This window comes from Nocardioides sp. YJ-D4 (genome assembly GCF_054031495.1).
This window is the reverse complement of the sequence record NZ_CM132932.1, coordinates 3,269,403-3,291,152: the sequence shown is the minus strand read 5'-3', so window position 1 is coordinate 3,291,152 and position 21,750 is coordinate 3,269,403. Positions and strand designations below refer to the sequence as shown.

Genomic DNA, 21,750 nt, shown 5'->3' with positions numbered 1-21,750 from the left:
GTGACCCTTCTTCTCGAGGTGAAATTACGAGAAGTGATCCTCTGGGTCAGTGAGATCCAGCGGGCGGAGACGGTGAGGACCCACCCCACATGGGGTAAATCAGCACTCCAAGCCGTCGTCGGGAACCTTGCCGTCGACCAGGTAGTCGTCGATGGCGTCGTCGACGCAGCCGTTGCCCTGCATGTAGCCGGTGTGGCCGTCACCGTCACGGGAGACGAGTACACCGTTGTCGAGAGCCTTGGCGAGGGCCTCGGCCCACTCATAAGGCGTGGCCGGGTCGCGGGTGGTGCCGACGACGACGATCGGGTTGGAGCCCTGGGCGTCGATCTCGGGCTCCGGCTCGGTGGCCTTGAACTTCTCCGCGGCGCAGCCGTTGAGCATCCAGGCCAGGGCCGCGCCGAAGGTGGGAGCGGCCTCCTCGAAGGCGGGCAGCTGCTTGCGTACGTCCTCGGGGCTGAGGCCGGAGGAGTCGTCGAGGCAGTTGATCGCCCAGTTGGCCTCCATCGTGTTGTTGATGTAGCCGCCCTCGGGGTCACGGCCCGCGTAGTTGTCCGAGAGGCTCATCAGCTGGGAGCCGTCGCCCTTCATCGCCGCCTGGAGGGCGTCGGTGAGGTAGGGCCAGTAGGACTCGACGTAGAGCGGGGTGATCAGGCCGTAGAGCGCGTTGCCGGCGGTCAGCTCGCGGTCGCCGGCGGGCAGCGGCTCGGCGTCGATGTCGGCCATCAGCTTCTGGACGCGCTCGACGCCCTCGTCGACGGTGTCGCCGAGGAAGCAGTCGCCCTCGTCGACGCAGTTCTCGACGTAGGAGCGGAGCGCGACCTCGAAGCCCTTCGCCTGGGCGAGGTTGGCCTCGAGGACGCTCAGCCCGGGCTCGATCGCACCGTCGAGCACGAACCGGCCGACCCGGTCGGGGTAGAGCTCGGCGTAGGTGGAGCCGAGCTGGGTGCCGTAGGAGGCGCCGAAGTAGTCGAGCTGGTCCTCACCGAGGGCAGCCCGGAGCACGTCCATGTCCCGAGCCGCCTCGACGGTGCTGACGTGGGCGGAGATGCCGTCCTTCTGGGCCGCGCAGCCGTTGGCCATCTCGACGCCGGTGTCGACGTACGCCTTCTCCTCGGCCGGGGTGTCGGGGTCGGGGTCGACCGCGACGTAGGCGTCGAGGCTCTCGTCGTCGAGGCAGTCGACCGGGGTGCTCTGCCCGACACCACGCGGGTCGAAGCCGACGATGTCGTAGGAGTCGCGGACGGTGGAGCTGAAGGACTGGTTGTTGTAGAGGGCGTACTCGATGCCGGAGCCGCCCGGGCCGCCCGGGTTGATCGCCAGCGAGCCGATCTTCTTCTCGTTGGCCGGGTCCTTGATGACCGAGACCTCGATGGTGCGTCCGGTCGGGTCGGAGTAGTCGAGCGGGACCTCGAGGGTCGCGCACTCGAAGGCGCCGTTGCAGTCCTTCCAGTCCAGCTTCTGACTGTAGAAGGTCTGCAGCCCCTCGCTCGGGGCCGCTGTCGCCTCCGCGCTCGGACTCACCTGGTCGGCGTCGGGGGTGCCGCTGTCGGCACCGCAGCCTGCGGCGATCACGGTCAGAGCGGTCAGCGCGGCGGCGCCGGTCACTGCTTTGAGTTTCACTGATCTCCTCCGGGCGGCAACAGCGCCACCATCATCGCTTCCAGCACCAACTGGGGCTGCACGTTGAACTCCAGCAGCTGCTCACGGGCTTCGAAGATCGCCCCGATCCGCTGCAGGTTGAGCTCGGGGGTCGAGGCCGCGACGAGCTGCTCGATCTCGCGCCGATGCTCCTCGTTGACGAGGGTCACCGGAGCGCCGGCGGCCATCGCGATCGCGTCGCGGTAGACCGAGACCAGGTCCATCAGCCCGCGGTCGATCACATCGCGGTGGCGGCGGGTGGCGCGGCGCTTCTGGTCCTTCTCGAGCGCGGACAGCGCCGGGCCGTACTCACGCGGTCGGCGGCCGCGATCGACCACGCCGTAGCCGGTGTCGAGGTCGGCCTTCTCCTGAGCGTCGAGGTCGGCGGTGACCGCGTCGGCCTCCTCCTTCGAGACGGCAGCGAGCTCGCCCGCGGCCCGGAGCGCGTCCGCGAGGGTGTTCAGCCGGGCCGGGTAGGCCACCACCTGCTCGCGCCGGCGCCGGGTGTCGTCGTCGCGGGCCAGGGCCTTGGCCCGGCCGATGTGGCTCTGGCTCGCGCGCGCCGCGTAGGCCGCGCGCTCCTGGTCGACACCGAGCGTGCGCTGCAGGAAGACGGTGACGTCGGGCGCGGTCGGGGTGGTCAGCGTGACCAGCCGGCACCGGGACCGGATGGTCGGAAGTACGTCCTCGACCGTCGGCGCGCAGAGCATCCAGACCGTGCGGGCGCCGGGCTCCTCGACCGCCTTGAGCAGCGCGTTGTTGGCCTGCTCGGTGAGTCGGTCGGCATCCTCGATGATCAGGATCTGCCAGCGGCTTCCGGCCGGACTGAGGGCGGCCTGGCGGACGAGGTCGCGGATCTCGTCGACGCCGAGGGTCAGCTTCTCGGTGCGGACCAGGTTGACGTCGGCATGGCTGCCCGCCAGCACCGTGTGGCACGCGTGGCACTGGCCGCAGCCGCCGTTCGGGCACTGGAGCGCGGCGGCGAAGGCGATGGCGGCGTTGGACCGTCCCGAGCCCGGAGGTCCCGTGAAGAGCCAGCTCTGGGTCATTCCGTGGCCGGCAGCGGCGGTCTGGAGCGTGGAGATGATGTGACGCTGACCGACCAGGTTGTCCCAGACCGAGGTCGTGGCGACGTTCATGCGCTCACCGCCTGGGTGAGCAGCGGCTCGAGGCGCGCCAGCACCGCGGCGTGGATCTCCTCGACCGGAGCGCGGGCGTCCAGGACCAGGTAGTGGTCCGGATTCCGCTCCGCCAGCCCGACGAACGCGGCGCGCACCCGCTGGTGGAACTCGACCGACTCCTGCTCCATCCGATCACGCTCCTCGAACCGGGTGAAGCCGGCTGTCGGGTCCAGGTCGAGCAGCACGGACAGGTGGGGCCGCAGGTCGGCGGTCGCCCACCGTGCCACCTCCTCGAGCTGCGTGGCGTCCAGCACCCGGCCGGCGCCCTGGTAGGCCAGCATCGAGTCGACATAGCGGTCGGTGATGACCACCTCGCCCCGCTCCAGCGCCGGGCGGACCATCGACTCGATGTGCTCGGCCTTGTCGGCGGCGAACAGGAGCGCCTCGGTCCGATCGTCGAGGTCTCCGGTCTCCGGGGACAGCACGATGCGGCGTACGTCCTTGCCTACGGCCGTGTCGCCCGGCTCGAAGGTCAGCAGGACCCGGTGGCCGCGCGCGGTCAGGGCCTCGTGGAGCAGGCGCGACTGGGTCGACTTGCCCGACCCCTCGCCGCCCTCGAAACAGACGAAGACGCCGTGCTCTGCGTAGACACCCGGAAACCTCACGCAGCCACCTCCGTAGCGCAAGCGCCAGAATACGGACGCGGCTGCGTGGTGACTTCATGGTTCACTCGCTGACGCTCGTTCACGAGGCAAACCTACGGGGTCGTACCGACAACCCCTGAGTACGCCGCCCGCGGATGGGGCGATTCCCGGATGTCGAACGTCGCACCTCCACGTTAAGGTTCGGGTCGTCCTCACGCTGAACCAAGGAGTCTCTGGTGATCTACGTCCTGATCGTCCTGCTGCTGGCCGCCCTCGCGGTCGCGGGCTACCTGCTCTGGAAGAGCCGGCAGCAGCCGACGGCGCAGAAGGAGCCCGACGACTTCATCGGCGACCAGCACAAGCACGCTTCCGACCAGCTGCGCCAGGTGCGCAACGGCGACGTCATCGAATACCTCGGCCACAACTGGTTCGTCCGCGGGCGGATCGACTTCGACGAGCACGGCTATCGCTGGACCGAGCACATGCTCGACGACGCGGAGGGCAAGAAGTGGCTCTCGATCGAGGACGACGAGAGCTTCGAGGTCTCGCTGTGGCACGCGATCCCGCTCGGCGACATCGAGCAGGGCGCCGTCGGTGACCGCGACATCATCGTCGGCGGGGTCGCCTACCGGCTCCAGGAGAAGGGCGCTGCCGCCTTCGCCGCGACCGGCGCGACCGGCACCGCGCCCTCGGGCACGGCCGAGTACGCCGACTACAAGTCGGTCGACGGCAAGCTGCTCGGCTTCGAGAAGTGGGGCAGCAACTGGGAGCCCTCCCTCGGCGAGGTGCTGCAGCCGTTCGAGCTGACCGTCTACCCCTCCACCGACCGGCCCGCGACCCTGGACGACGAGTGACGCTTCTCGACGTCCCGTTCGCGGACGTACGCGGCGACACCCTGCGCTGGACCCTCGCACCGACCCCCTGCACCCCGCTGGCTTCGCGGACGGTTGACCTCGGCAGCGGTCTCACGGTGACGCTGAGCGTCCTGGGCGCCAGCCACCAGGTGCTCGTACGCCGCCACGACCGCCCGCTCCTGCACGAGACGATCGCGTGCGGAATCGCTGAGGCCGCGCCCCTTCCCGAGGCGCACGCGGCGGGCGGCTACCGCCTCGCCTCGCACGTGGAGGAGATGGGACCCGAGGAGCTCGCCGCGCAGGCGTCGCGGCTCGTGGAGCGGCTCAGCGGGCGTACGGATGCCGTCGTCGCGCACTTCCCGGGAGACCCGCACGCGGTGACCGCCCTGGCCCTGGAACGGTCCGACCCCAGGCAGATCGTCTGGAACACCTGGCACACCTACCCACAGTCCGGCGAGATCGTCGCCACCACCACCAGCTACCGGCCCGAGGAGGGCACAAGTGTCTGAACCACACGGCTCCGGAGGCCCGAACCGCAAGCTGATCGGCTGGGCGATCGTCGCGGCGTGCGTCGCACTCGCCATCATCATCGCCATCGCCGTCTCCGGCGACGGGAACAGCCCCGAGAAGTACCTGCGCAAGAACTTCGACCACGTCAGCGGCACCGACCCCGACAGCGAGGCCGGGATCGTCTTCGAGGACGACGGCTCGGTGAGCTCGGTCGCCAACCAGATCGCGAGCGGCACCGACGCCGACGAGAACCGCGCCGAGGGATCCAGCCACTACCTGCGCTACGACGACGACTGGCTGGTCGTCGTGGAGCCGCGTACGCCCTCGGGATCGACGATCACGCTCTACGAGTACGACCGTGGCTACCGCCACCACGCCACGGTGATCGGACTGTGGGGCTGGAACAGCTACTACGGCCGCAACAGCGGTGGCGGCAGCAGCGGTGATTCCTTCCGCGGCGGCGGCAGCGGATTCGGCAAGTGACCACCCTCAGACTGGAGATGAACCGATGACTGACCTTGTGAGCGGACTGCTGTCCACCGTTGCCTTCGCCGCCCTCGGGCTGGTTCTGCTGATGATCGGCTTCTACGTGATCGACCTGCTCACGCCGGGCCGGCTGGGACAGCTGATCTTCGTGGAGCACCGCCGCGACCCGGCGCTGCTGCTCGGCTCCTCGGTCGTCGCGATCGCGACGATCGTGGGCACCTCGATCTACACCGCGGAGGAGGACACCCTCCAGGGGCTCGCCGAGACCGCTGCGTACGGCCTCATCGGCATCGCCCTGCTCGCGTTCGCGTTCGTGATCCTCGACCTGCTCACGCCGGGCCGGCTCGGTGAGCTGATGACCGACGACAAGGACGACCCGGCGATCTGGGTCGCCGTCGCGGTGCAGCTGGCCGTCGGCGTGATCGTGGCGGCCTCGATCACGTGAGCCTCACCCTCCCCTCGTTGTCCGCGCTGCCCGAGGGACGGGCGGCGCGGCTGCTCGTCCTCGCGGCGGTGTTCGTCTGCGCCGCCTGCGGCCTCGTCTACGAGCTCGCGCTGGTGACGCTGGGGAGCTACCTGCTCGGCAACTCGATCGCCCAGACGTCCCTGGTGATCGCGGTGTCGATGTTCGCGATGGGCATCGGCGCCGTGCTCGCCAAGCCGCTCACCGCCCGGCCGCTGCGCTCGTTCGTCGGTGTGGAGATCGCGCTCGCCGCGGTCGGTGGCGCCTCGGTGCCGGCGCTCTACGCGTCCTTCGCGTGGCTGCATCTCTACACCCCGATGATGCTGCTGGTGACGTTCCTGATCGGAGCCCTTGTCGGCGCCGAGATCCCGCTGCTGATGGAGCTGCTGCAGCGGCTGCGGCGCCAGCAGGCCTCGCTCGCGGTCGCCGACATCAACGCGGTCGACTACGTCGGGGCGCTCATCGGCGGGCTGGCGTTCCCGTTCGTGCTGCTGCCGACCCTGGGGCTGCTGGTGGGGACGGTGGCGACAGCTGCCCTGAACGTCCTCGCCGCTTGGACGGTCGGGGTGGCGCTGGCCGGCTCACGGCGGCAGCGTGGGACGGTCACGGCGATCTGTGGCGCGCTTGCGGTCGCTCTCGGCCTGACCGCGGTGACCGCCGACGCCTTCGAGCTCAACGCCCGGCAGGCGCTCTACCGTGACCCGATCATCCACTCCCAGCGCTCGGCCTATCAGGAGATCGTGGTGACCCGCGGCGCTCCGGTCGGGCCGGCGTTCGATGACGTACGCCTCTTCCTCGACGGGGACCTGCAGTTCTCCTCGCTCGACGAGTACCGCTACCACGAGATGCTCGTCCATCCGGCGATGAACGGGCCGCACCAGCGGGTGCTGATCCTCGGCGGTGGCGACGGACTCGCGGCGCGGGAGGTGCTGCGCTACCAGTCGGTCTCGTCGGTGACGCTGGTCGATCTCGACCCGGCGGTGGTGTCCCTGGCGCGGTCCTTCGAGCCGGTCTCGTCACTGACGTCCGGATCCCTGGAGGACCCCCGGCTGACGTACGTCGCCGACGACGCGTTCTCCTGGGTGCGCGACTACTCGGGGGCCCCGTTCGACGTGGTCATCGCCGACTTCCCCGACCCGGACTCGACCGCACTGGCCAAGCTCTACTCCGTCGAGAACTACAGCATGATCGCCCGCCTGCTCGCTCCGTCCGGACGGATGGTCGTGCAGTCCGGCAGCCCGTTCTTCGCGCCCGACGCGTTCTGGTCGGTGCGGCACACCCTCACCGAGGCCGGCTACCGGACCACGCCCTACCAGGCGGACGTACCCTCCTTCGGGAACTGGGGCTACGTCCTCGCCTCCCGCGACGGCTCGGCCCCTGAGCTGGCGCTCGACGACGAGGCGCCGGGCGGGCTGCGCTACGCCAGCGACGCCGTGCTCGCGGCCGCTTCGTCGTTCCCGCCGGACCGCGCCGAGCGGCCGACCTCGGTCACGACGCTGCTGGATCCGGCGATCCTGGACTACGCCCGGAACGGCTGGGTGGGCTACTGATGTTCTTCTTCATCAGACTGGCCCGGCGCACCTCACGGCACTACGCCTGGGTGCTCCCGCTCGCCATCATCGGCTTCGTCTTCGTCACCGGCTGGATCGCGATGGCGCTGGCTCAGCCGGGCAGCGAGATCGTGCGCCCTGCCAACTACTGGTGGTGGTTCCTGATCACCGCGGCCACGGTCGGCTACGGCGACCTCTTCCCGGAGACCACCGGCGGTCGGCTCGTCGGGGCGTACGTCGTCTTCGGCTCCATCACCACCCTCGCCATCTTGTTCAGCCGGATCTCGGCAATCATCGAGAACGCCAAAGGACGCCGCATGCGTGGAGAGATCAGCTTCAGCGGAAAGAACCACATCGTGATGCTCGGCTACACCGCTGGGCGCACCGAGCGGATCCTCGTCGAGCTGCTCTCCGAACCGGAGCGCGAGGTCGTGCTCGCGACCTGGGAGGACCAGCTCTCCGAGCACCCGATGCCCGGAGAGGACCGCCTGCATTTCGTACGCGGCGACATCACCGACCTCTCGGTGCTCGCTCGTGCCGGGATGACCGGTGCGCACAGCGTGCTGATCGACGCGCGTGACGACAACGAGGCGGTCACGCTCACGGTCGCGGCCAACACCGCGGCTCCTGCGGTGCACACGATCGTGGCGCTGCGCGACCTGCGTGTGCAGCGCACCATCTTCCGCGTCGACACCACCGTCCACTGCGTCCAGTGGCACAACACCCAGCTGATCGCCGAGGAGCTCAGCGACCCCGGAATCGCGGAGGTCTACCAGGAGCTCGCCACCGCCGGCGGCAAGGGCACCTACTCGCTCACGGTGCCCTCGTCGGCCGCGACCGTCGACGTCGGCGCCTGGCAGGCCGCTCTCGGCCGTTCGCACGGTGCGACCCTCCTCGCCGTCCGTACCGACGACGGCATCCAGGTCAGCCCGTCGTGGGACCTGCCGGTCTCCCCTGGCACGCGGCTGTTCTACATCGCGGCCGACCGTTTGGAGTACGACGAGGTCGTCGGGTCGCTCGGCTGACAGATTCCCGCCATGGCGGGAAAGTGCTCCGCTTACCGTCGCCAGACAGTGACAGAACCCCGCCATGGCGGGGTTCTGTCACTTGAGCGGCGAGGCCGCGGCGTACGGCCTCAGGACTTCTTGGTCGCGGCCTTCTTGGTCGCGGCCTTCTTGGTCGTCTTCTTGGCGGTCGACTTCTTCGCCGTGGACTTCTTGGCCGTCTTCTTCGTCGCCCGCTTGGTGGTCTTCTTCGCCGGGCCCTTGGCGCGCTTGTCGGCGAGCAGCTCGGCGGCACGATCGGCGGTCAGGGTCTCCAGGTCGTCGGCGGCCCGGAGGGTGGCGTTGTACTCACCGTCGGTGACGTAGGGACCGAAACGACCGTCCTTGACGACCATCGGCTGCCCGGAGACCGGGTCGGGACCGAGCTCCTTGAGCGGCGGCTTGGCGGCGGCCCGGCCGCGCTGCTTCGGCTGGGCGTAGATCTGCTCGGCCTCCTCCAGCGTGATCGTGAGCAGCTGGTCCTCCGAGCTCAGGGTCCGGGAGTCGGTGCCCTTCTTCAGGTAGGGCCCGTAGCGGCCGTTCTGGGCGGTGATCTCCTCGCCGTCGGCGCTGGTGCCGACGACCCGGGGCAGGGTCAGCAGCTTGACCGCGTCCTCGAGCGTGATGGTCTGCAGGTTCATGCTCTTGAAGAGGCTGGCGGTGCGGGGCTTGGCACCCTTCTTCGCGTCCTCGGGGAGCTGCTCGGTGACGTACGGACCGAACCGCCCGCTCTTCGCGACGACGGTGAGCCCCGTCTCGGGGTGGACGCCGAGGTTGAGCTCCTCGCCGGCGGGGTTGGCGAAGAGCTCCTTGGCCTTCTCCAGGGTCAGCTCGTCGGGCGGCAGGTCGTCGGGGACGTTGGCCCGCACCGCGAACGGGGTGCCGTCGTCGCCGGGGCCCTCGATGTAGGGACCGTAGCGGCCGACTCGGAGGTTGACCCCGGCCTCCGGGCTGCCGACCGGGAAGGTCGCCAGCTCGCGGGCGTCGATGTCGCCGAGACCGTCGACCAGCGGCTTGAGACCCATGACCCGCTCGGAGCCGAAGTAGAACTCCCCGAGCTCGGTGGTCATGTCCTTGTCGCCCTTGGCGATCTCGTCGAGGATCTCCTCCATGCTCGCCGTGAACCGGTAGTCGATCTGGCGCGGGAAGTGCTCCTCCAGCAGCCTGACCACCGAGAACGCGACCCAGGCGGGCACCAGCGCGGTGCCCTTCTTGAAGACGTAGCCGCGGTTGATGATGGTCTGGATGATGCTCGCGTAGGTCGACGGACGGCCGATCTCGCGCTCTTCGAGCTCACGGACCAGGGTCGCCTCGGTATAACGAGCCGGCGGCTTGGTCTCGTGGCCGTCCGCGGTGAGGCTCGCGGCGTTCACCCGGTCACCCTCGGAGAGGTTCGGGAGGCGGGTCTGCTGGTCGTCGGAGGTCTGGTCGGCGGAGTCGGTGCCCTCGACGTACGCCTTCAGGAACCCGTGGAAGGTGATCACGCGACCGGTCGCGGAGAAGACCACGTCCTCGCCCGTGGCCGCCGTGGCGCCGAGTCGGATCGCGACCGAGTTGCCGACCGCGTCCTTCATCTGGGAGGCGACGGTGCGCATCCAGATGAGCTCGTAGAGGCGGAACTGGTCGCCGGTCAGACCGGTCTGCGCCGGGGTGCGGAACGAGTCGCCCGCGGGGCGGATCGCCTCGTGGGCCTCCTGAGCGTTCTTGACCTTGGAGGCGTACGTCCGGGGTGCGTCGGGCAGGTATTCGGCACCGTAGAGCTCCCGGACCTGAGCGCGGGCCGCGCTGACGGCGTCTCCGCTCAGGGTCGTGGAGTCGGTACGCATGTAGGTGATGAAGCCGTTCTCGTAGAGACGCTGGGCGACCGACATCGTGGTCGACGCGCTCATCCCGAGCTTGCGACTCGCCTCCTGCTGCATCGTGGTGGTGCGGAAGGGGGCGTACGGGCTGCGCTTGTAGGGCTTCGACTCGACCGAGCGGACCTCGTAGGTCTTGTTGTCGAGGGCTGCCACGAGGGACTCGGCGCGGCTGCGGTCGAGGTGGACGACCTTGTCGCTCTTCAGCACGCCGTCGGGGCCGAAGTCGGCGCCGCGGGCGACGCGGTTGCCGTCGATCGAGGTGATCTTGGCCGGGAACATCCGCGGGTCGTGGTCCGAGCCGGCGTCGAAGGTGCCGGCGAGATCCCAGTAGGAGGCGGTGCGGAAGGCGATCCGCTCACGCTCACGGTCGACGACGAGTCGCGTGGCGACCGACTGGACACGGCCCGCGCTCAGGCGGGGCATGACCTTCTTCCACAGCACCGGGGAGATCTCGTAGCCGTAGAGGCGGTCGAGGATGCGGCGCGACTCCTGGGCCTCGACGAGGTCCATGTCGAGCTCTCTCGGGTTCTCCGCCGCCGCCAGGATGGCGGCCTTGGTGATCTCGTGGAAGACCATCCGCTTGACCGGGATGCCCTTCTTCGGCTTCAGCTCGTCGAGAAGGTGCCAGGCGATCGCCTCACCCTCGCGGTCCTCATCGGTGGCGAGGTAGAGCTCGTCGGCGTCCTTGAGGAGCGACTTGAGCTTGGCGATCTGCTTCTTCTTGTCGCTGGGCACGACGTAGTAAGGGGTGAAGCCGTTGTCGACATCAACGCCGAAGCGCCCCCACGGCTTGTCCTTGATCTTGGCGGGGGTGTCTGCCGCGCTCTGCGGAAGGTCGCGGATGTGCCCGACGGATGCCTCGACGACATACCCCTGTCCGAGGTATCCGCCGATCTTCTGAGCCTTCGCCGGGGACTCGACGATCACCAACTTGTGTGCCACTGACGTCCTTATCTCACTGCAGCAGAGCCTGGCACCACTGACAAGCTCTGGCGAGACACGTTAGCGCGTGTCTCCAGCCGGCATGGGTCCAGTCACCGCGGTTCATGCGGCACTGAGCTCTCGGACAACATGGCGTGTTGCCTTGGGCGCCGCGAAGACAATACCTAGCACGCTGGGGAGCGGGAGCGTGAAATCGGTGTCTCATCCGCTCCTGTCCAAAAACTGTCGGTGCTCGTCCGTAAGGTGGCTTTTCGAGGACGGCGAGACCAATCCGAACCGAGAGGTCTCTGCTGATGATCGACACCGAGTACATCGACTACATGGAGGGTCTGGCCACACCCCCGGAGCACCTGGTCTGCTCCGAGTGCGCGCAGCTGCTCACCCGGACCAACGCGATCCTGGAGCGTCTGGAGGCCGAGCTGACCCGGCCACGCTGGGCGGAGCCGGATACGCCGCCACGACCCGACCACGAGGTGGCCCTGGACTGGCTGGCCGCGCTGTGCGGCGGCCACGAGGCGGTCACCGCGCTGGATGCCGCGCCGCTGGTCGAGGACGGCCTGGATTTGCCGGTCGTGGAGGATGCGGCGGGACGTACGCAGCTGGAGGCGGTCGCCGCGCTGCTCGACGAGGTCGCCGCCGACTTCCCGGTCGAGGAGGTGGGCTTCGCGTTGCGAAGGGCCCTGCTGCGGCTGTGGGAGATCGACCCGCTGGTCGTCGACCGGCCCACGCAGCCGGCCCAGGTGGCAGCCGGGATCGTGTGGACGGTCCTGGGCGCCAACGGGCTCGCCGGGCCGGGTGGCCTCGTCACCGCCACCGAGCTCAAAGACCGCCTGGGCGTCAAGAAGATGCCCTCGGCCTACGGCAAGCAGCTGGCAGCCGCGCTCCGCGGCTTCTGGCCATGGCAGACACAGCGGCCGTGGGGCATGCGCGACCTTCCCGATCTCGAACCGCTGGGCTACCCGGACCTGCTGGTCTCGAGCGTGCGTAGACGCCTGATCAGGCTGCGGGACCAGGCGTGCCTGGCGCGGGACGGAGGAAGCCCTCGCTGACCAGCTCCTGGGCGATCGGCAGATAGTTGCTGCGCACGACCGCGGGGTCGCGGTCGAGGATCTGCGCGAGCGCGTCGAGGATCTGGCCGACGGTCAGGTCGCCGTCGCACGCGCCCGCGAAGGCCGCCTCGATCGTGTCCGCCTGCCGTGCGCGACGCAGGCCGCGCTGCTGGCGCAGGATGACGGTGCTGGGGTCCTCGGCGCCGGGCTGGCCGAGGGTCTCCTGCTGGACGTCCTCGACGATCACCAGGGTGGAGTCCTCGGTGACCTCGACTCGGGCCGCCTCGCCCCACGCCGCGAGCGCCGGCGCGATCGGCTGCTCGACGTCGTAGGGCCACTCGATGAGCTCGCGCTTCGGGTTGCTCGCGCCGATGCGGTGCAGGTTGATCCAACCGAACCCGACGCCCTCGATCTTCTGCTCCTCGAACCAGGACAGCCAGGTGTCGTAGCGGGTCAGGTAGTCCGGGGCGCCGTGGTGGCCGGAGTCCTTGAGCCACAGCTCGACGTACGCCGCGGGGTCGAGCACCTCACGCTGGACCACGAACGCGTCGACCTCGTCCTCGAGCCATCCCTCGAGACGGTCGTCCCAGGGCTGCTCCTCGGAGATGATCCAGTTGCCCAGGATCTGACACCAGCCGCCTTCGGTGAGCATGCCGGGAGCGGCTCGGACGATGTCCTCGACCACCCGGTCACCCGGAAGCCCGGAGTCGCGGTAGACGAGGCGCTCACCGGTCGCCGGGCTGATCACGAACGGCGGGTTGGTGGCGATCAGGTCGAAGCGCTCACCGGCGACGGGCTCGAAGAACGACCCGTTGCGTACGTCGATCCGGTCCGCCACATCGTTGAGCGCGGCATTGAAGGTGGTGATCCACAGGGCTCGCTGGTTGACGTCGGTCGCAACCACCCGGTCGCTGTGGGTGGCGAGGTGGAGGGCCTGGACGCCGCAGCCCGTGCCGAGATCGAGCGAGGTGCCGACCTGGTCGCGGATGGTCAGCTGGGCCAGGGAGGTCGAAGCAGGGCTGATCCCGAGCACGTGCTCGGGACCGACGCGCTGCGGGCCGCCGTCGAGCCCTGGCGTGAGGTCGGAGACGACCCAGAGGGCGGTGTCGTCGCTGGCGTACGGACGTACGTCGAGGCGGGCCGCGACCTCCCCGACCGACTGCTCCAGGATCCCCTCGACGGCGAGCCGGTCGACGAGCCCGGGCAGGGCTGCCTCGGCGTGGTCGAGGGGCACGGTCGTCTGCAGCAGGAAGAGCCGGATGAGCGTCTCCAGCGGGGTGCCGCCGTGGGTGCGCCGCCGGCCCGGCAGCGTCTCGTTGCGGCTCAGCGCGCTGTGCGCGGTCGGACCGAGCAGCTCGGCGACGGAGTCGTAGGAGAAGTCGGCCTGCTGGAGGGCGTCACGGAGCCGGTGCGGGAGGTCACTCACACCTGGAGCCTAATGTCAGGTCAGGTCAGCCCGCCGCCGCGCCCTCGGCGCTGGCGTGGATGTCGAAGACCTTGGCGAGGCCCGTGATCCGGAAGATCTTGAGCAGCCGCTCCTGCGTGCAGACCAGGCGAAGCATGCCGTTGTGCTGGCGCACCTTCTTCAGGCCACCCACGAGCACGCCGAGGCCGGTCGAGTCGAGGAACTCCACGGCTTCGAGGTCGACGACGATGTCGTAGTGACCCCGCGCGACGAGCTCGGTGATCTTGTCCCTCAGCTTCGGCGCGGTATAGACGTCGATCTCGCCGCCCACGGCCACGATGGTGGCCGAGTCGAGCTCGCGAGTCGCAAGCGTCAGATCCACTTCGAAGTTCTCCTGCCAAGGAACGTGAGACAACCAGCTCCGGTCGGCATGCCTGGTGTCCGATAGCCGGAGTCGATCGTAATGTAACCACGGCTCACCAGGATGCGCGCAAGAAACTCGCAACGTCATGGCCACGATGCGGGGGCGTGAGCGTGGCGGCCACCAGGATTCTGGGAGAATATTCAGGTGTTGACGACAGCGACCGGTGATCTCGTACGCCGGCTCGCGGACGTCCCCGGCCGCGAGGACCGGCTGGCTCACCTCGAGCAGGTCCCGCCGCGAGAGGCCGTCTTCGCCGATTGGCCGACGTGGGCTTCGGCCGATGTGGTCGCCGCCTTCGTCGCTCGCGGGATCGAGCGTCCTTGGCAGCATCAGGCGGTAGCGGCCGAGGCCGCCCATGAGGGCAGCCACGTGATCGTCTCGACCGGCACCGCCTCCGGGAAGTCGCTGGCCTATCAGCTGCCCGCACTGACCGCGATCCGAGACGGCCGAGGTCCACGTGGTGAACGCGGCGCCGGCGTCCTCTATCTCGCCCCCACCAAGGCGCTTGCCCAGGACCAGCTGACCGGGCTGCGCGAGCTGGGCGTCGACGTGCGCGCGGTGACCCACGACGGTGACAGCACCCGGGAGCAGCGGGACTGGGCGCGCGACTTCGGCGAGTACATCCTGACCAACCCCGACATGCTGCACCGATCACTGCTCCCCGGTCATCAGCGATGGACGGCGTACTTCCGCTCGCTGCGCTACGTCGTCATCGACGAGTGCCATCACTACCGAGGCGTCTTCGGGGCGCACGTCTCACACGTGCTGCGGCGGCTGCGGCGCATCTGTGCGCTCTACGGCTCGTCGCCGACGTTCATCCTCGCCTCGGCGACCGTCGCGGAGCCGTCGATCGCGGGTGAGCGGCTCACCGGCCTCCCGGTCCTCCCGGTGACTGCCGATGCGTCACCACGCGGGGAGCTCTCGATCGCCCTGTGGCAGCCGCCGCTGACCTCTCACGCCGGCGAGAACGGCGCTCCCGTGCGCCGCGCGGCCTCCGCGGAGACCGCCGACCTCCTCGCCGACCTGGTCTCCTCGGACGTACGCACCCTGGCCTTCGTACGCTCCCGGGTCGGTGCCGAGCAGGTCGCCCTGACCGCGGCCGCCGAGCTGGAGGAGGTCGACCCGTCGCTGCCCGGGCGGGTGGCGTCCTACCGCGGCGGCTATCTGCCCGAGGAACGCCGCGCGATCGAGGCGTCGCTCCGCTCCGGCGAGCTGCTCGGGCTGGCGGCGACGAACGCGCTCGAGCTCGGCATCGACATCAGCGGTCTGGACGCCGTGGTGCTCGCCGGCTATCCCGGCAGGCGCTCGGCCTTCTGGCAGCAGATCGGGCGGGCAGGTCGGGGCGCGGGCGACGCCCTCGGCATCCTGGTCGCCCGCGACGACCCGCTGGACACCTACCTCGTCACCCATCCCGATGCGCTTCTCGGCCAGCCGGTCGAGGCCACGGTCTTCGACCCGGCGAACCCATACGTCGTCGGCCCCCACCTGTGCGCCGCCGCGCAGGAGCTGCCGCTGACCGAGCCGGACCTGCCGCTCTTCGGACCGGGCGCCCGGGAGATCCTGGACAACCTGGTCGCCTCGGGGCTGCTGCGGAAGCGCCCCCGCGGCTGGTACTGGACCGACCGCCGCCGCGCGGCCGACCTCGCCGACATCCGCTCCTCGGGCGGGTCCCAGGTGCAGCTGATCGAGGCCGAGACCGGTCGGGTCGTCGGCACGGTCGACGCGGCGAGCTCACACGCGAGCGCGCACGCCGGCGCCGTCTACGTCCACCGTGGCGAGACCTATCTCGTGCATGAGCTCGACCTGGAGGAGAACGTCGCGGTCATCTCCCGCGACGACCCCGGCTACTCCACCTTCGCCCGGGAGATCACTGAGATCTCGATCGTCGCCGAGCGGGAGCAGGTCGCGTGGGGAGAGTGCCGCCTGGCCTACGGCGACGTCGACGTCACTCACCAGGTCGTCTCCTTCCTGCGTCGCCGGCAGCCGAGCGGCGAGGTGTTGGGTGAGGAGCTCCTCGATCTCCCCGAACGTACGCTGCGCACCTCCGCCGTCTGGTGGACCGTGCCCGCCTCAGCCCTCGAGGCGGCCGGCCTGGAGACGGCGGACATCCCAGGCGCTGCCCACGCCGCCGAGCACTGCTCGATCGGGCTGCTCCCGCTGATCGCCACCTGCGACCGCTGGGACATCGGTGGCGTCAGCACCGCGTCCCACCCGGACACCGGCATGCTCACCGTCTTCGTCTACGACGGGCATCCCGGCGGCGCCGGATTCTCCGAGCGCGGGTTCCGTGCCGCCCGGGAGTGGCTCGGTGCCACGCTGGAGACCATCGAGGCGTGCGAGTGCGACGACGGCTGCCCCTCCTGCGTGCAGTCGCCCAAGTGCGGCAACCAGAACAACCCTCTCGACAAACAAGGCGCGATCGTGTTGCTGCGGCTGCTGCTGCACAAATAGGCCTACCCTGGGGAAATGCTGATCTTGGGCCTTGTGCTGATCGTCGTTGCCGCAGTCCTCATCGTGCTGGGTATCTTCACCACCGGTAACGGTGATCTCGACGACCCGACCGCCACCCTGCTCGGCCTCCCGGTCGGCTCGACCACGATCTTCGTGATCGGCCTCGTGGCAGGCGTCCTTCTCCTCTTCGGGTTCTCGCTCACCAAGTGGGGCGGCAAGCACCAGGTGAAGTACATGAAGCAGAAGCGCCAGATGCGGGACATGGCCAAGACCCTGCAGGACGCCGAGTCCAAGTCGGAGTCCACCTCGGAGCCGAAGATCGCGCCCGAGCCCAAGTCCGAGGGCGCCTAGTCCGACCGCGACCCGGTCGGGCCGGCTCTCGCCTCGGCGACCGGATCTCCCGGCTGACCGAGCCAGCGCGGCCCCTCGACCCGCACGGTGACGGTGACGTCCTCGCCGGCGATCTCGCACGACTCCAAGGTGGCGCCGTTGCGGTCGGTGATCGTCGATGCCGCCGCGCATGCGTCCTCGGAGACCTGGAGTGCGTTGGCTCCCGCCAACGCCGCCAGATCGGCCGCGGACTGAGCGGTGCGGTGGGCGACGAAGACCGCGCCCACCACACCCAGCGCCGCACCGAGGAAGAGCAACAGGCCGATGGCACCGACCGCGAACGGGGCTGCCGACCCGCGTTCGTCCTTGCCGCGCCGGACCGTGCTCACTGCTCCCCCTGCGTGGCCTCGGTCGCAGCGACCGCCTCGCCGCGCACGGTCACACCCGGCATCCAGCCGAAGATCCCGCCGGGTCCGGTCACCCGGGCTCGGGCCGAGGCGACGACCTCCTCGGCACCGGCGCTGACACTCACCTGGGTGCCTGCAGGCCCGACCCGACGTCCGCGGGCAGCGGCGGATCCGCTGTCGTCCCCTCGGGCGACGGCCCGGGCGGTCTCCCGGGCCGCGTCGACCACCTGGATCTGCGCCGCTCCCACCGACAGCAACCACACCAGCCCGATGGTCACGGCCACCAGGAGCGGGATCACCATCACCAGCTCCGCGGTGGCGGCACCTCGCTCGTCCCGCTCGCCCCGCTGCCCGCGGACCATCGGTCAGATCCCCAACAGGCTGAGCACGTGCTGGAACAGCCTGTTGAGCAGGTCGTTGCCGAAGCCACCGGTGAGCAGCTTGTAGAGCAAGCCGGCGAGCCCCGCGCCCGCCGCCGTCCCGACGGCGTACTCGGCCGTCGTGATCCCCTTCTCGTCCTTCCGAAGATGTGCCTTGGCCATGGTTGGTCCTCTCTGGTCGATGGCCGTCGGTACGGCCGTTCAAGGACGACAATGACCCGCTCCACCGACATCCGCGACCGCCATGTCGCCGGCTGTGGACAACCCGATCCCGAACCCACCTTGTGGATGACAAACGGCCCGTTGATCAGGGAAAACAAGCACGCCGAGACGTCACGTACGTCGGTCGAGTCGGCATGCGGCTGCCAACTCGGCCGACGCGCGTGACGTCTCGGCCGACGGGGTGACGCCTCGGCGGGGTCAGATGCCGAGGTTGGAGAGGAGGCCGCCGACGACGGGGACGACGCCCAGCAGCAGGAAGGCGGGGAGGAGACAGATGCCGAGCGGTACGGCGGCCTTGACGCCCACCGCGCGGGCGCGGTCCTCGACCTCGGCGCGGGCGCTTCTGGTCAGGTCGTCGGCAAGGCGCTCGACCGTCGTGGCGACCGGGGCACCGGTGGCCTGAGCTCGGGCCAGTGCTCGGCCCAGCGGCGCCAACGCGGGATCGTCCACCAGGGTGCGCCACGTCTTCTCCGGATCGGCTCCCAGACGAAGCCGAGAAGCGGCCGGCAGGAGCCGGGCGGCTGCCGGGCCGGGCAGCGCTGCGGCGACGGCCACGAGCGCCTCGGCGGGCGCCGCGCCGGAGGAGAGCGCGGCGGAGAGCAGGCGGACCAAGGCAGGCAGCTCGGCCTTCGCCTCCTCCCGCTCCCGCCGGACCTCGGCGGGCTCGACCCGGCCGATGACCAGCCAGCAGACGACACCCGCCGGAGCGGCGAGTAGGGCACCCGCCGTGCCTCCGACGAAGGAGTAGACGGCGCCGGCGGCGAGCAGCGCGAGCAACGGCCGCCAGCGCATCATCCAGCCGCCGGGGTCATCCCGATCCGCAACGGTCGCGACCGTGCCGGGAAGCGGTGAGGCCGGCGCGGGCAGCAACGCTGCTGCCAGCCCGAGCGCGACGGCAGCAAGCCACGTGGTCATCTCGCCTCCACCCCGCGAGCGATGCCCTCGATCCACCACAGCCCCAACCAGCCGAGCAGCAGCCCGAGACCGAGGCAGGCCAGGCCCACCGGCGACCCGAAGAGGAACGCCAGCGGGTCGCCGCCGACGCCGCTGCCCATCGCCAGGGCCGCCATCGGCAGGCCCGCGATCAGGCGGGCGGTGGAGCGGGCCGAGCCGAGCTCGCCGTCGACGACCCGCTGGGTGGCGGCCGCGGCCCGCAGGTCGAGCGCCACTCGGTCGAGGGCGTCCGCGAGTCCGCTCCCGGTCTGGTGGGCGATCTGCCAGGCCGCGGCGACCACCCTCAGCGATCCCGCACCGGGCACCTCGGCGACCTGCCGCCACGCGGCGGGGACGTCGGAGCCCATCCGCTGCGCCTCCGCGACCGGCTCGATCACCGGCCACTCCGTGGCGAGCTGCGTCAGCGCGGGACCGGGCGGGTGCCCGGCGGCGAGCTCGGCGGCCATCTGCTCGCAGGCCTCGACGACACGGTTGGCCGTACGCCCAGCCGCGATCCGCTCGCAGCGGCGCCGCCACAGGGCGACGCCGCCGAAGGTGGCGATCCCGAGCAAGACAGCCGCGACGACCGCCTTGCCCGGGAAGACGATGGGGATCAGGGCGATCAGGAAAAACGACCACCGCGGCACCCGCCACGCGAGCGACCGGGGTTCCACCGCTGCTCGCGGACGGAGCATCAGCGCGGCGGCGGCACCGAGCAGGCCGGCGACCAGCCCGAGGCTCAGCCCGCTCACCGTTCGGCTCCCAGCAGCGCTTCGAGCCGGTCCGAGGCCGGTCCGGCGACCACGACGTCATCGGCGGCCACCGAGAAGGCGGTCTCCATCCGGACCAGCCCATCGGCTCCACGACACGGGACCGCGATCTCGGTCAGCACCCGGCGGCCGTCACGTCGGCGCAGGTGCACGACCACGTCGACACCGGAGGCGAACTGGCTGTGCGCCGCCTCCCTGCCGAGACCGGCGGCGAGCGCCAGGGCCTCCACCCTCGCCGGGACGTCGGCGGCGGAGTTGGCGTGCAGTGTGCCGCAGCCGCCCTCGTGGCCGGTGTTCAACGCGGCGAGGAGATCGACGACCTCGGCGCCACGCACCTCACCGACGACCAGCCGGTCCGGACGCATCCTGAGGGCCTGGCGGACCAGCGTATGGAGCTCGACGGCGCCGGCGGCCTCGATGTTGGCCGGGCGCGCCTCGAGTCCGACCACATGCGGATGGTCCGGACGCAGCTCGGAGGCGTCCTCCACCAGCACCAGCCGCTCCTCCGGCGGCACCAAGGACAACAGCGACGCCAGCAGCGTGGTCTTCCCGGTGCCGGTGCCTCCGGAGACGAGAAAGGCGGACCGCGCCAGCACCAGCCGCCGCAGCAGATCGGCGACCGCGGGAACGACCATCCCCGATGCCTCCAGCTCGGCGAGCGTGAACGCCCGCGCCGACGGCACCCGCAACGAGATCACCGTGCCCGGTCGTGCCAGCGGCGCGAGCACCGCATGGAACCGGCTGCCGTCGCCCAGCCTCAGGTCGACGTAGGGCGAGGCATCGTCCAGGCGGCGGCCGGCCCCGGCAGCCAGCCGCTGCGCCAGGCGTCGAACCGCATCGTCGTCCGGAAACGCGACCGGAGCGGGCTCCAGGCCGGAGCCGCGGTCGATGAAGACCTGATCGGGCCCGTTGACCAGGACGTCGGTCACCCCCGGCAAGCGCAGCAGCGGCTCCAACGGCCCCGCGCCGACCACGTCGCGGCGCAGCATCTCGAAGACGGCCAGCACGGTCGCGTCGCCGACGATCCGCCCCTCTGCACGGAGCGCCTCCTGGACCCGGTGCGGGGTGAGCTCTCCCGGCGTACGCGCCAGGTGGTCGCGGACGAGGTCGACGACCTGGGGCGCGATGTCGACGGCGCCGATCATGCGACCATCACCCCGGCGCGGACCCGGCAGCGCATCAGCACCTCGGCCGCGGCGCGGGCCAGCGGCGCCCGCTTCGAGCGGATCGGCCCCAGACCCAGGTCGATGGCCTCCGAGAGCCCGCGCTGGTCGGACATCGAGGCGATCACCGGGAGCCCGAGCGCACGCCCGACGGCCTCCGGCTCGGCCGCGCGGCCGCGGACGACGACCCGCACCCGATCCCGCTCGGGAAGGCGGGAGATCAGCCGGGCGGCGGACGCCGTGCCGGTGACGTTCGCCCGAACCACGACGAGGACGATGTCGCAGCCGGTCAGCAGCGCCTCGGTCCCGGCGTCGGACTCACGTGGCAGGTCGACCACGACCAGGTCATGGCCGCGACGAGCGGCGGCGAGCACCTCGCGCACGACCTCGGGCCGGGGTGGCACCACGTCGCCGCCCGGCCAGCCCAGCAGGCCCAGCGACCCGACGTGCGGCACCGCCTCACGCAACGCCCGCGCCCCCAGCCGCCCGGCGGTCTGCCCGAGATCTCCCCAGGTCACCCCTGGGATCTCGTCGAGGCCGAGCACCCGACCGGCGCCGGGACCGAGCCGGTCGGCGTCGATCAGCAGCGTCGATCCACGGTCGGCTCCGAGGCTGGCCAGGGCCGCGGCGTACGTCGTCGCACCGGCTCCACCCGATCCGGCCAGCACGCCGACGACCATGCCGTCGCCGCCCTCACCGTCGCCGACGTCGGCGAGCAGCCCGGCGACCACGGTCTCGGCCGACGGCAGCTCGAGCAACGTCTCGGCACCGACCTCCAGCGCGGCTCGGAGCAGCGGTTCGCCGGTCGAGCCCCAGCCCACGACGTACACCCCGTCTCTTCGGGGTGGACGCAGCGATGCCACCTCCGCCAGGAGGTCGGCGCCGACGAGGATCAGTGGTGGGCGTTGCCAGCGACGCAGCGCGCCGACGGCGTCGGTGCACTCCTCGACGGTGACGCCGGAGGCGGCGGCCAGGCGAGCCGCCTCAGCGGCGAGCAACGAGTCCGAGGTGATGACGAGCGGTTCCGAGGTCATGGCAGCAGGATCCGCCGAGACACCGACAATTCCACTCGCAAATCCAGGACCTGTGGATAACCCCGTCCTGGA

22 protein-coding genes are annotated in these 21,750 nt (G+C 70.4%); 9 read left to right on the top strand and 13 right to left on the bottom strand.

The window, feature by feature from the left end:
• Window positions 1–99: 99 nt before the first annotated feature.
• From ACW14X_RS15715 to tmk, 3 genes are read right to left on the bottom strand one after another with little or no spacing between them, the layout of a single operon-like run.
• On the bottom strand, window positions 100–1,620 hold the full coding sequence (locus ACW14X_RS15715) for an alpha/beta hydrolase (RefSeq protein ID WP_350838954.1): 1,521 nt from the start codon (window positions 1,618–1,620) through the stop codon (window positions 100–102).
• Complete coding sequence (locus ACW14X_RS15710; protein WP_160026318.1) at window positions 1,617–2,777, bottom strand: DNA polymerase III subunit delta'; 1,161 nt, start codon at window positions 2,775–2,777, stop codon at window positions 1,617–1,619. The genes ACW14X_RS15715 and ACW14X_RS15710 overlap by 4 nt, the downstream gene beginning before the upstream one ends.
• Window positions 2,774–3,424 carry a dTMP kinase gene (gene tmk / locus ACW14X_RS15705; RefSeq protein ID WP_457162593.1) on the bottom strand — a complete coding sequence of 217 codons (651 nt, stop codon included), beginning with the start codon at window positions 3,422–3,424 and terminating at the stop codon, window positions 2,774–2,776. The genes ACW14X_RS15710 and tmk overlap by 4 nt, the downstream gene beginning before the upstream one ends.
• A gap of 215 nt (window positions 3,425–3,639) precedes the next feature.
• Between tmk and ACW14X_RS15700 the strand changes: the two genes are divergently transcribed.
• The 6 genes from ACW14X_RS15700 to ACW14X_RS15675 are packed head-to-tail and all read left to right on the top strand — an operon-like array spanning window position 3,640 to window position 8,291.
• The gene (locus ACW14X_RS15700; RefSeq protein ID WP_457162592.1) at window positions 3,640–4,257 is read left to right on the top strand and encodes a DUF4178 domain-containing protein; all 618 of its coding nucleotides are present in this window, start codon (window positions 3,640–3,642) and stop codon (window positions 4,255–4,257) included.
• The gene (locus ACW14X_RS15695) at window positions 4,254–4,766 is read left to right on the top strand and encodes a DUF2617 family protein (protein WP_457162591.1); all 513 of its coding nucleotides are present in this window, start codon (window positions 4,254–4,256) and stop codon (window positions 4,764–4,766) included. The genes ACW14X_RS15700 and ACW14X_RS15695 overlap by 4 nt, the downstream gene beginning before the upstream one ends.
• Window positions 4,759–5,250 carry a DUF4247 domain-containing protein gene (locus ACW14X_RS15690; RefSeq protein ID WP_160026314.1) on the top strand — a complete coding sequence of 164 codons (492 nt, stop codon included), beginning with the start codon at window positions 4,759–4,761 and terminating at the stop codon, window positions 5,248–5,250. The genes ACW14X_RS15695 and ACW14X_RS15690 overlap by 8 nt, the downstream gene beginning before the upstream one ends.
• Before the next feature lie 25 nt (window positions 5,251–5,275).
• The gene (locus ACW14X_RS15685) at window positions 5,276–5,698 is read left to right on the top strand and encodes a DUF350 domain-containing protein (RefSeq protein ID WP_160026313.1); all 423 of its coding nucleotides are present in this window, start codon (window positions 5,276–5,278) and stop codon (window positions 5,696–5,698) included.
• Entirely contained in the window at window positions 5,695–7,266 is a 1,572-nt protein-coding gene (locus ACW14X_RS15680; protein ID WP_457162590.1) for a polyamine aminopropyltransferase, read from the top strand. The genes ACW14X_RS15685 and ACW14X_RS15680 overlap by 4 nt, the downstream gene beginning before the upstream one ends.
• Window positions 7,266–8,291, top strand: a complete 1,026-nt coding sequence (locus tag ACW14X_RS15675; protein ID WP_457162589.1) for an ion channel — start codon at window positions 7,266–7,268, stop codon at window positions 8,289–8,291. The genes ACW14X_RS15680 and ACW14X_RS15675 overlap by 1 nt, the downstream gene beginning before the upstream one ends.
• Window positions 8,292–8,401: 110 nt before the next feature.
• On the opposite strand, the gene topA is transcribed toward ACW14X_RS15675, so the two are convergent.
• Window positions 8,402–11,110 (bottom strand): type I DNA topoisomerase, encoded by a 2,709-nt coding sequence (topA, locus tag ACW14X_RS15670; RefSeq protein WP_457162588.1) that lies wholly within the window; start codon window positions 11,108–11,110, stop codon window positions 8,402–8,404.
• Window positions 11,111–11,403: 293 nt separating this feature from the next.
• On the opposite strand from topA, the gene ACW14X_RS15665 reads away from it, so the two are divergent.
• Entirely contained in the window at window positions 11,404–12,159 is a 756-nt protein-coding gene (locus ACW14X_RS15665) for a hypothetical protein (RefSeq protein ID WP_400467751.1), read from the top strand.
• Here the strand turns inward: ACW14X_RS15665 and ACW14X_RS15660 are convergent.
• Together ACW14X_RS15660 and ACW14X_RS15655 are read right to left on the bottom strand one after the other, a co-directional pair.
• Window positions 12,107–13,585 carry a DUF7059 domain-containing protein gene (locus ACW14X_RS15660; RefSeq protein WP_457162587.1) on the bottom strand — a complete coding sequence of 493 codons (1,479 nt, stop codon included), beginning with the start codon at window positions 13,583–13,585 and terminating at the stop codon, window positions 12,107–12,109. The two genes, ACW14X_RS15665 and ACW14X_RS15660, sit on opposite strands and share 53 nt — an antisense overlap.
• A gap of 25 nt (window positions 13,586–13,610) precedes the next feature.
• Window positions 13,611–13,946 carry an anti-sigma factor antagonist gene (locus ACW14X_RS15655; protein ID WP_091044749.1) on the bottom strand — a complete coding sequence of 112 codons (336 nt, stop codon included), beginning with the start codon at window positions 13,944–13,946 and terminating at the stop codon, window positions 13,611–13,613.
• A 180-nt stretch (window positions 13,947–14,126) separates the two neighbouring features.
• On the opposite strand from ACW14X_RS15655, the gene ACW14X_RS15650 reads away from it, so the two are divergent.
• Together ACW14X_RS15650 and ACW14X_RS15645 are read left to right on the top strand one after the other, a co-directional pair.
• Entirely contained in the window at window positions 14,127–16,439 is a 2,313-nt protein-coding gene (locus tag ACW14X_RS15650; protein ID WP_457166068.1) for a DEAD/DEAH box helicase, read from the top strand.
• Between the two features lie 15 nt (window positions 16,440–16,454).
• Entirely contained in the window at window positions 16,455–16,790 is a 336-nt protein-coding gene (locus tag ACW14X_RS15645; RefSeq protein WP_160026306.1) for a hypothetical protein, read from the top strand.
• Here the strand turns inward: ACW14X_RS15645 and ACW14X_RS15640 are convergent.
• The 7 genes from ACW14X_RS15640 to ssd form a co-directional block, all read right to left on the bottom strand.
• Window positions 16,787–17,158 carry an Rv3654c family TadE-like protein gene (locus ACW14X_RS15640; protein WP_160026305.1) on the bottom strand — a complete coding sequence of 124 codons (372 nt, stop codon included), beginning with the start codon at window positions 17,156–17,158 and terminating at the stop codon, window positions 16,787–16,789. The genes ACW14X_RS15645 and ACW14X_RS15640 overlap by 4 nt on opposite strands.
• Complete coding sequence (locus tag ACW14X_RS15635; protein WP_160026304.1) at window positions 17,155–17,538, bottom strand: TadE family protein; 384 nt, start codon at window positions 17,536–17,538, stop codon at window positions 17,155–17,157. Before ACW14X_RS15635 ends, ACW14X_RS15640 begins: the two co-directional genes overlap by 4 nt.
• A 3-nt stretch (window positions 17,539–17,541) precedes the next feature.
• On the bottom strand, window positions 17,542–17,718 hold the full coding sequence (locus tag ACW14X_RS15630) for a DUF4244 domain-containing protein (RefSeq protein ID WP_091044736.1): 177 nt from the start codon (window positions 17,716–17,718) through the stop codon (window positions 17,542–17,544).
• Between the two features lie 258 nt (window positions 17,719–17,976).
• The gene (locus tag ACW14X_RS15625) at window positions 17,977–18,693 is read right to left on the bottom strand and encodes a type II secretion system F family protein (RefSeq protein WP_160026303.1); all 717 of its coding nucleotides are present in this window, start codon (window positions 18,691–18,693) and stop codon (window positions 17,977–17,979) included.
• Entirely contained in the window at window positions 18,690–19,463 is a 774-nt protein-coding gene (locus ACW14X_RS15620; protein ID WP_457162586.1) for a type II secretion system F family protein, read from the bottom strand. The genes ACW14X_RS15625 and ACW14X_RS15620 overlap by 4 nt, the downstream gene beginning before the upstream one ends.
• On the bottom strand, window positions 19,460–20,626 hold the full coding sequence (locus ACW14X_RS15615; RefSeq protein ID WP_350838980.1) for a TadA family conjugal transfer-associated ATPase: 1,167 nt from the start codon (window positions 20,624–20,626) through the stop codon (window positions 19,460–19,462). The genes ACW14X_RS15620 and ACW14X_RS15615 overlap by 4 nt, the downstream gene beginning before the upstream one ends.
• Window positions 20,623–21,678, bottom strand: coding sequence for a septum site-determining protein Ssd (gene ssd / locus ACW14X_RS15610; RefSeq protein ID WP_457162585.1), 1,056 nt, complete (start codon window positions 21,676–21,678; stop codon window positions 20,623–20,625). The genes ACW14X_RS15615 and ssd overlap by 4 nt, the downstream gene beginning before the upstream one ends.
• Window positions 21,679–21,750: the final 72 nt, after the last annotated feature.

What these genes read in the sequence shown, in the direction of transcription:
- ACW14X_RS15615 (WP_350838980.1), bottom strand. Translation starts at nt 20,626, where the DNA reads ATGATCGGCGCCGTCGACATCGCGCCCCAGGTCGTCGACCTCGTCCGC.
- ACW14X_RS15710 (WP_160026318.1), bottom strand. Translation starts at nt 2,777, where the DNA reads ATGAACGTCGCCACGACCTCGGTCTGGGACAACCTGGTCGGTCAGCGT.
- ACW14X_RS15625 (WP_160026303.1), bottom strand. Translation starts at nt 18,693, where the DNA reads ATGACCACGTGGCTTGCTGCCGTCGCGCTCGGGCTGGCAGCAGCGTTG.
- ACW14X_RS15685 (WP_160026313.1), top strand. Translation starts at nt 5,276, where the DNA reads ATGACTGACCTTGTGAGCGGACTGCTGTCCACCGTTGCCTTCGCCGCC.
- ACW14X_RS15630 (WP_091044736.1), bottom strand. Translation starts at nt 17,718, where the DNA reads ATGGCCAAGGCACATCTTCGGAAGGACGAGAAGGGGATCACGACGGCC.
- ACW14X_RS15635 (WP_160026304.1), bottom strand. Translation starts at nt 17,538, where the DNA reads ATGGTCCGCGGGCAGCGGGGCGAGCGGGACGAGCGAGGTGCCGCCACC.
- ACW14X_RS15645 (WP_160026306.1), top strand. Translation starts at nt 16,455, where the DNA reads ATGCTGATCTTGGGCCTTGTGCTGATCGTCGTTGCCGCAGTCCTCATC.
- ACW14X_RS15675 (WP_457162589.1), top strand. Translation starts at nt 7,266, where the DNA reads ATGTTCTTCTTCATCAGACTGGCCCGGCGCACCTCACGGCACTACGCC.
- ssd (WP_457162585.1), bottom strand. Translation starts at nt 21,678, where the DNA reads ATGACCTCGGAACCGCTCGTCATCACCTCGGACTCGTTGCTCGCCGCT.
- ACW14X_RS15665 (WP_400467751.1), top strand. Translation starts at nt 11,404, where the DNA reads ATGATCGACACCGAGTACATCGACTACATGGAGGGTCTGGCCACACCC.